This is a genomic window from Komagataeibacter xylinus NBRC 15237, assembly GCF_001571345.1.
GTDB classification, from domain to species: Bacteria; Pseudomonadota; Alphaproteobacteria; order Acetobacterales; family Acetobacteraceae; genus Komagataeibacter; species Komagataeibacter xylinus.
In genome coordinates, this window is record NZ_BCTP01000086.1 from 1 (window position 1) to 6553 (window position 6553).

At 49.3% G+C, this 6553-nt stretch carries 8 protein-coding genes and 1 pseudogene; 6 read left to right on the forward strand and 3 right to left on the reverse strand.

Annotation, left to right across the window (positions count from 1 at the left end; translation table 11 throughout):
• Window positions 1–285: pseudogene (locus tag GXY01S_RS18810) on the forward strand (segregation/condensation protein A); the annotation flags it as partial.
• 171 nt (window positions 286–456) lie between these two features.
• Here the strand turns inward: GXY01S_RS18810 and GXY01S_RS17645 are convergent.
• From GXY01S_RS17645 to GXY01S_RS19280, 3 genes are all read right to left on the reverse strand, one after another.
• A protein-coding gene (locus GXY01S_RS17645) for an IS5 family transposase (protein WP_110570460.1) occupies window positions 457–1211 on the reverse strand; the annotation gives its coding sequence in 2 pieces (ribosomal slippage) (window positions 457–872 and window positions 872–1211; 756 coding nt in all).
• Window positions 1212–1272: 61 nt separating this feature from the next.
• Complete coding sequence (locus GXY01S_RS19275) at window positions 1273–1560, reverse strand: transposase (protein ID WP_456305877.1); 288 nt, start codon at window positions 1558–1560, stop codon at window positions 1273–1275.
• Window positions 1512–2009 (reverse strand): IS110 family transposase, encoded by a 498-nt coding sequence (locus GXY01S_RS19280; protein WP_082770948.1) that lies wholly within the window; start codon window positions 2007–2009, stop codon window positions 1512–1514. Before GXY01S_RS19280 ends, GXY01S_RS19275 begins: the two co-directional genes overlap by 49 nt.
• Window positions 2010–2809: 800 nt before the next feature.
• Between GXY01S_RS19280 and GXY01S_RS17660 the strand changes: the two genes are divergently transcribed.
• The 5 genes from GXY01S_RS17660 (at window position 2810) to GXY01S_RS17670 (ending at window position 6388) form a co-directional block, all read left to right on the forward strand.
• Complete coding sequence (locus GXY01S_RS17660; RefSeq protein WP_218003176.1) at window positions 2810–4024, forward strand: ImmA/IrrE family metallo-endopeptidase; 1215 nt, start codon at window positions 2810–2812, stop codon at window positions 4022–4024.
• Entirely contained in the window at window positions 4024–5178 is a 1155-nt protein-coding gene (locus GXY01S_RS17665) for a beta family protein (protein ID WP_082770949.1), read from the forward strand. Before GXY01S_RS17660 ends, GXY01S_RS17665 begins: the two co-directional genes overlap by 1 nt.
• A 42-nt stretch (window positions 5179–5220) precedes the next feature.
• Window positions 5221–5460: a hypothetical protein gene (locus GXY01S_RS18395; protein ID WP_129552031.1), complete on the forward strand. Its 240-nt coding sequence runs from the start codon at window positions 5221–5223 to the stop codon at window positions 5458–5460.
• Window positions 5461–5591: 131 nt separating this feature from the next.
• Window positions 5592–5813 carry a hypothetical protein gene (locus GXY01S_RS16145; RefSeq protein ID WP_061276779.1) on the forward strand — a complete coding sequence of 74 codons (222 nt, stop codon included), beginning with the start codon at window positions 5592–5594 and terminating at the stop codon, window positions 5811–5813.
• Entirely contained in the window at window positions 5810–6388 is a 579-nt protein-coding gene (locus GXY01S_RS17670; protein WP_082770950.1) for a zeta toxin family protein, read from the forward strand. Before GXY01S_RS16145 ends, GXY01S_RS17670 begins: the two co-directional genes overlap by 4 nt.
• The last annotated feature ends 165 nt before the right edge of the window (window positions 6389–6553 follow it).

A 6553-nucleotide genomic window follows, 5' to 3' on the forward strand; every position in this document is an offset into this window, starting at 1 on the left:
GCTGCGCTGGAACGGGAATTGGTGAGGGTCGAGACATCCGTTCCGATCTATCGGATCGATGTGCTCTCCTACTGGCGCGTGACCGATGCATTGGTCCTTATGCGTGAGAAAATAAGGAACGGAACCTTTCGGAGCATATGGGAGTGTGTTCCCCCGATGGCGTCTACCGAACATCAGGGAAATATTGGTCGTCGAGCGGCTGTAGCTGCAACATTTGTGGCTGGGCTGGAATTGGTGCGCCAGGGAGATGCGTCGATCGATATGGTTAAGTTTCGTATGGCATGATGCATCTTGGTTGTAGACACTCTGGAATGGTCGGGACCTCGCCATTAGATATGCTTTCGCGTAACCTGTCATTGCGTAATAGGACATTCGCCAGAATGACGAGACGCCGCATGAGAGCGGTCAGAGCCACTTTTGCGTGCTTTCCCTTATCCGTCAGACTACGGCGTGTCGTCAGTTAAGCAGGATGATGATTGAGGCGAACTGCACAGCCGCGAGGAAGGTTGATTTCAGTTTATCGTAGCGGGTTGCGATAGCGCGAAACTGCTCGATTTTATTGAAGAACCTCTCAACAAGATTCTGTTCGCGGTAGAGAGAAAAATCGGTTTTCCGTCGTGTCGTTCTGTTGCGTTTTGGCGGGATGACCGGGGTAATCCCGCGCTGTATCAGCCGATCGATCAACCTGTCCGCGTCATAGGCCTTGTCAGCAAGGAAAGCATTCGGGTCGATGTTTTCCAGAAGCGGTTCCGCTTGGGTGATATCGGCACCCTGTCCTGATGTGATGCCGAATTCCACCGGATTGCCCAGAGCGTCGCAGATGGCATGGATCTTTGTGGTCAATCCGCCCCGGGATCGTCCGATGGCCTGATCCGTGCCCCTTTTTTGAGGGCTCCGGCACTGTGCTGATGCGCCCGGACAATGGTGCTGTCGATCATCATGTATTCGTTGTCGTGATCAGCGGCGAGATGGCGAAATATCCGTTCGATGACACCGCTTTCACACCAGCGGCGCAGACGCCGGTGCACGTTTTTCCAGTCCCCGAAACGGGCAGGAAGGTCGCGCCATGGAATGCCCGCGCGATAGCGATACAGCACCGCCTCCACGAACAGACGGTTGTCCGCCGCAGTGCCGCCGACATAGCCTTCACGACCGGGGAGAAGATCCTTTATCCGCTCCCACTGGTCATCGCGTAAACCATAGCGCCGCATCCATCTGTCTCCCCCAAAAACTGGGAAAACAGTCAGCACACGCAGCCACAAAGTACAACCCTCACGTGCCACACTCAGGGCTTAACTGACGACACGCCGTAAGATAGATGCTTCGAAGGTTAGGGTTATGCCGCATGGCAACCAGAGCAGGCATGTACGGGGCATTCCTGACATGAATCCGACCACCCCGAATAAAGCTTTTACCCTGCCACTTTCCTGACTGCCTGGTAACAGGAGCCAGACCTGCAAGCGCAGCAACCTGTTCATTTTCCGGTGTTCCCAGCTCGGGAATATCAGCGATCAGCATCGCAGCCGTGGCCTCTCCAATACCTGGGATGCTGACCAGAATGTGCGTTTTCGAGAGAGGCTCTCGTCTGTCGAGATCAGTTCGCTGATTGCCTGATCGATGGCCGCGATCTGAGCCTCTATCTGACGAAGTCTATAGCGTGTCAGACGTTTTAGGAGACTGACCTGAAGGTTTTGCCGGCAATTGAGCAGGGCTGTCCTGTCACGGGTCAGATTTCGTCGCCCAGCTGCCAGCTCCTGGAGCGCAGACTGCAGCTCGTTGCAGATCGTAGATGTCCTGGGTTCAAGAAGTGCCCCCATCCTGGCCAGCATCATGGCATCTACCCGATCCGTTTTTGCAAGCTTCCCTGTTGCTTCAGCAAACTTTCTTGCGTGCCGCGGATTGATCCGTGAAAATGGGATGCCGGCCTGGCCAGATGACTCTCCAGTTGACGATGGAAAGGGCCGGTCGCCTCGAAGACAACATGCACAGCATGTTGCCTGCCAATCTATCGTAGAAGCGTTCTGAGGCCTTTCGTATCGTTGGAAGTCTGGATCAGGTCACCAGATGGATATTGAGCGGCATCAAGATGATCCTTGGAAACGTCAATGCCAACAACAACGGCATGACTCTCCAGCTTTGAGCATGTCTGTGCCATTTCCCATTGTCCTATGCTTGTCATCCGGGATTTTCTCTCAGGTATCCGTTCAGGCCCGAGGAAAAGAAGAGGCGGTCATACTCATTCGCGGCCCATCATGGCCTGTCCTGACTCGACCCGCTCTCTCCAGCAGTCAGGAGGTGGCCACCTCCTGACTGCTGCCTTTATCGCATACAGCGACCCGGATTTCATAAGACAAGTCCCGAGCCTAGTATCGCGAGAGCCGCGGTGATGCATGTTTGAAGCATTTTTAATGTGGTGGCGGTTCCTGGCTTCAGCAGGATCGCTGGTGGGGGCATGAATAACACAATCAGTAAATCCTCCCAAATTGGGAGGTTTACAATCGAGTTATCGATGGTATAAATGATCCCATATTGGGAGGAGCATCAGTGCGGTTGATTGGTCGAACAAAATTAGCGCCGTTAGCCGTTTCTGACAGTGAAACAGGTAAATGGATCGCTAATTGGATAAAAGAGCTCGAATATGCACACTGGAAACATCCATCCGATGTGTCGAGTCAATTCCCGCGCTCTTATCGCGATAGCGATAGCCGTTTCATATTTCCCCTACTGCACCGCCCAACTGGAGTAGAGGTCTTGATCGCTTTTCCTCAAGGAACAGCCCTTATAACGGCAATAAAATCTCTTGAAACCCATGATGGACGCTAAAATCATTCGCACTGAAGATCAGTATCACGCTTACCTTAAGGAGGTTGGTGATCTGATCGTACGCAGTGAAGTTCTGACGGCGGACGAACAAAACCGGATGGAGGTTTTGACTGTCCTCATCGAGTCTTATGAAAACGGGAAGTGCCCGGTAGAACCAACAGATCCGATTGATGCTATTCTTTTTCGCATGGAAGAAAGGGGCCTTAAGCGAGCGGATTTGATTCCGTATTTTGGAACTAGCAGCAGAGTGTCTGAGGTCTTAAACCGTAAGCGGCCTTTGACGGTTCAGATGATACGTGCCCTTTCCCTTGGTTTGGGCATTTCGGCTGATACTCTTGTTGGCTTAAATGAGGTGGCTCCAGTAAAAAAAGAAATCGATTGGTCCAAATTTCCAATTAAAGAAATGGTAAGTCGTGGATGGATGGATCGTCTTACAAAGAAAAGTATTGTTTTGTCTGAAAGTGTAATTAAAGATTACATAGCGGGTTCAGGTCTGCAGATAGGAGCTGCATCTTTCCGTCGTAGTCTTGCAGGTGACGCCACGTCGCCTACGACGGTGTACGCTTTATATGCTTGGCTTGCTCGCGTTATACAGAAAGCGCGAGTATCCAAAAATAATATGAATGCATTTGATCCTAGTAAGATTAATTCAGGTTTTTTGAGAGAGTTAGCCCAACTGAGTTGGTCAGAGCGTGGCCCCCTTTTGGCTGTCGAATATCTTCAGAACCATGGGATTGTTGTGGTTTTTGAAGGACATCTAAAAGGTACGCAAGTTGATGGGGCAGCTCTCAAAGATGTAGATGGAACGCCAATAATAGCTCTCACGCTACGATACGACAGGTTGGATAATTTTTGGTTCACATTACTTCATGAAGTGGCTCATATTTGGAAACATTTAGATGGAGATGAAGAAGCCTTTGTTGATGATTTAAATGTTTCATCGGAAGATAGGCGTGAAGCTGAAGCCAATCGCCTCGCTGGAGAAGCCTTTATACCGCGACTTATTTGGCGGCGAAGTGATGCTTATATCTCTCCAAGTAAGGAGAGCATCAATAATCTTGCACGAGAATTGAAAATACATCCTGCGATAGTCGCGGGTAGATTAAGAAAGGATACAGGGAATTTCTCTGTATTCAGTGATATGCTAGGTAGTGGAGAGGTAAAAAACATGTTCGTTTCTGAGCTTGAGGATACTGTATAATGTCAGCTACGCACATTTCTATTCTAAAGGCTAATCAAAACGAACTCGAGGCAATTTATCATCTGGATGATAGGAGTTCGGATAAATTATCCATTCTCTTTGAGATTGATCCGCCTTCGGAAAGTGTTCGTAGCCGTAAGTATATGAAGGAGAGTGAAAATCCTACTATAACTTACTTGGACCGAAAGATTGATGAAATAGCGGATCATTGGCCTCAACGGTCGGCAATGATCGATGGATTTCGGTGGGCGCCGGATGCTCGGGCTGAGAATGGCGAGCATGTAATCCCTTATATCATTTCACGTTTGACTGCGGCGGGTAATCCTGTGACGCCAGTTATCGGATATGATCGATGGGAGAGTGCTGAGTATAGGTTGGCTCTGAAAAATATTCCTCTTTGTCAAATTAATGGGTGGTGTTTGCGTTTAGACATCACTGCCATCGAAGATTTTTCTGAACCGGAATTTTTTCAGGAAAATATAGATAGTATTATTGAAGAATTGAATATTGATCCGCGGCAGTGCTGTGTAATTTTAGATTTTGCCGACCTCTCAGCCATAGCAGATCCTGTCCCAGACATTGTCGGAAAAGCAAGCGGGATCATCAAACATCTCCAAAAAACTAACTTCTCATATTACACAGTGTGTGGCTGCTCCCTACCATCCTCTGTCGACAAGGCGGTCTCAAAACGAGATACAAGTGGATTGATCCTTCGCAAAGAGATGTTGGTTTATCAGATGCTTAGGTCTGAATTCCCAGCCGATCTTGTTAAGAGTGGAGACTACGGAGTGCGTGGTCCAACAACTACAGAACACCCTAATCCTAACATCAACGGTAAAATTCGTTACACGACGGAACTACACTTTCTTGTAATGCGTGGACACTCGATTAAGCTTGATGACGGGAAGTATGTTCAAATGCATGCTCTTGCTGAAAATGTAGTAAGTTCTGAGCACTATCTTGGAGCAGATTTTAGCTGGGGAGATAGGAACCTTTTATCCTGCAGTAAAAAAGAGAAAATAAAAGGAAAGATAAAATCGGGTAATGCCGGAACATGGATCGGATTTGATACTAACCATCATCTAACTTTCACTATTCAAGAGGTTGAAGAATTTGAGCGTAAGCTTAAAGTGCGCGAGCTTGCTGAAGTCTGATTTAATACGATTATCCTTTGAAATAATTTTTTGTGAGGTAAAATGAATAGTATTGTATATCTCTCTCCAAGAGAAGATATTCCAGCCAATCATCATGTCGCCGTCGTTATTCACAAAGACGAGAGAGGTGTCGAAAAAGGCTATTTTTACGACAGTAAAGAAAAGAATTTTGGTGGATCGGGTCCATTTGACTGGCTTATGAAGGAAGTTCTTGATCGTGCGACACGGTATGCTACAGAGCAAGGAATTTCGACTGTTGTGGTTCGTGCCAAACGGGACTGACTGCACGACTGCCTTGTCACTTTCCTGGTGACGATGCTCAATGTTGATTGCACTAGGAAAATACATACCCTTGTCAGACCGAGGTTGTGCTAACCTAGTGCCGAAGATTTGGTGATCTAATGGAGATCGTGATGTCCGGACACAAGACGCAGGAACGGCAGCATTATGCATGGGCCAGCTTTGAGGCGATCCGCGTTGCTGGCGAGCGGGCGCGGGAAGTCCGGGCAGCCAGTGGTGAGATTATGACCTATGTCCTGAAGGGATGGGTTGTGCGCGAATTCCCCGGCGGTCGGGTTGAACGTCTTGCACCGCTGGAAGAGTTCCGCGACGAAGATTTTCCCTATCCAGCGTGACACGATTACTGATTTACGCAGGACCGAACGGCTCTGGAAAAAGCAGTCTGCGGGTTGGCACAAGCGCCGACATTGAGCCAGTCGACGTCGTCATTGACCCCGACCAGATAGCGCGGGGGATCAATCCGGCTAGCCCGCGCGATGCCGACCGGGAGGCCGGGCGAAGAGCCATCGAGATATTCAATGCATCTCTGGCAACCGGAAAATCGATTTCTCTCGAAACGACATTATCCGGCCACTCCATAATCCGTCGCATCACGGCGGCCCGGATGGCCGGATATCATGTTGAGCTGAGATATATTGCTCTGGCGTCGGTTGAAATGAATGTACAGCGCGTCAGGGCCCGCGCTGCGGGTGGTGGGCATTTTATTGAACCTGAAGCCATTCGCAGACGATATATTGGCAGCCTCGTCAATCTTCCGACTGTTATTGGCCTGTCTGACCGTGTTGTCATCTCTGATAATTCAGGCGTTATGCCCGAGCCTGTGCTTGAAATCGAGAATGGTCAGATTGTGCGTCGAGGCATGACTATGCCTGCGTGGCTGGTCAGCACATGTCCGGATCTCTGCTGTTAGTGCGTTTTGTCGCCAAGACCAAAGACGCTGTTGTAATGGGCTCTGGTAACTCTTGCGCTGACAATTTTACGCCCCTTTGCGCCGGACTGCGCAGGCAGGGCAGAAAACATTGAATCCAGGTATCTGTCTTCGTTTCCTTTCCTCCATGGGATTGTACGAAGGAAA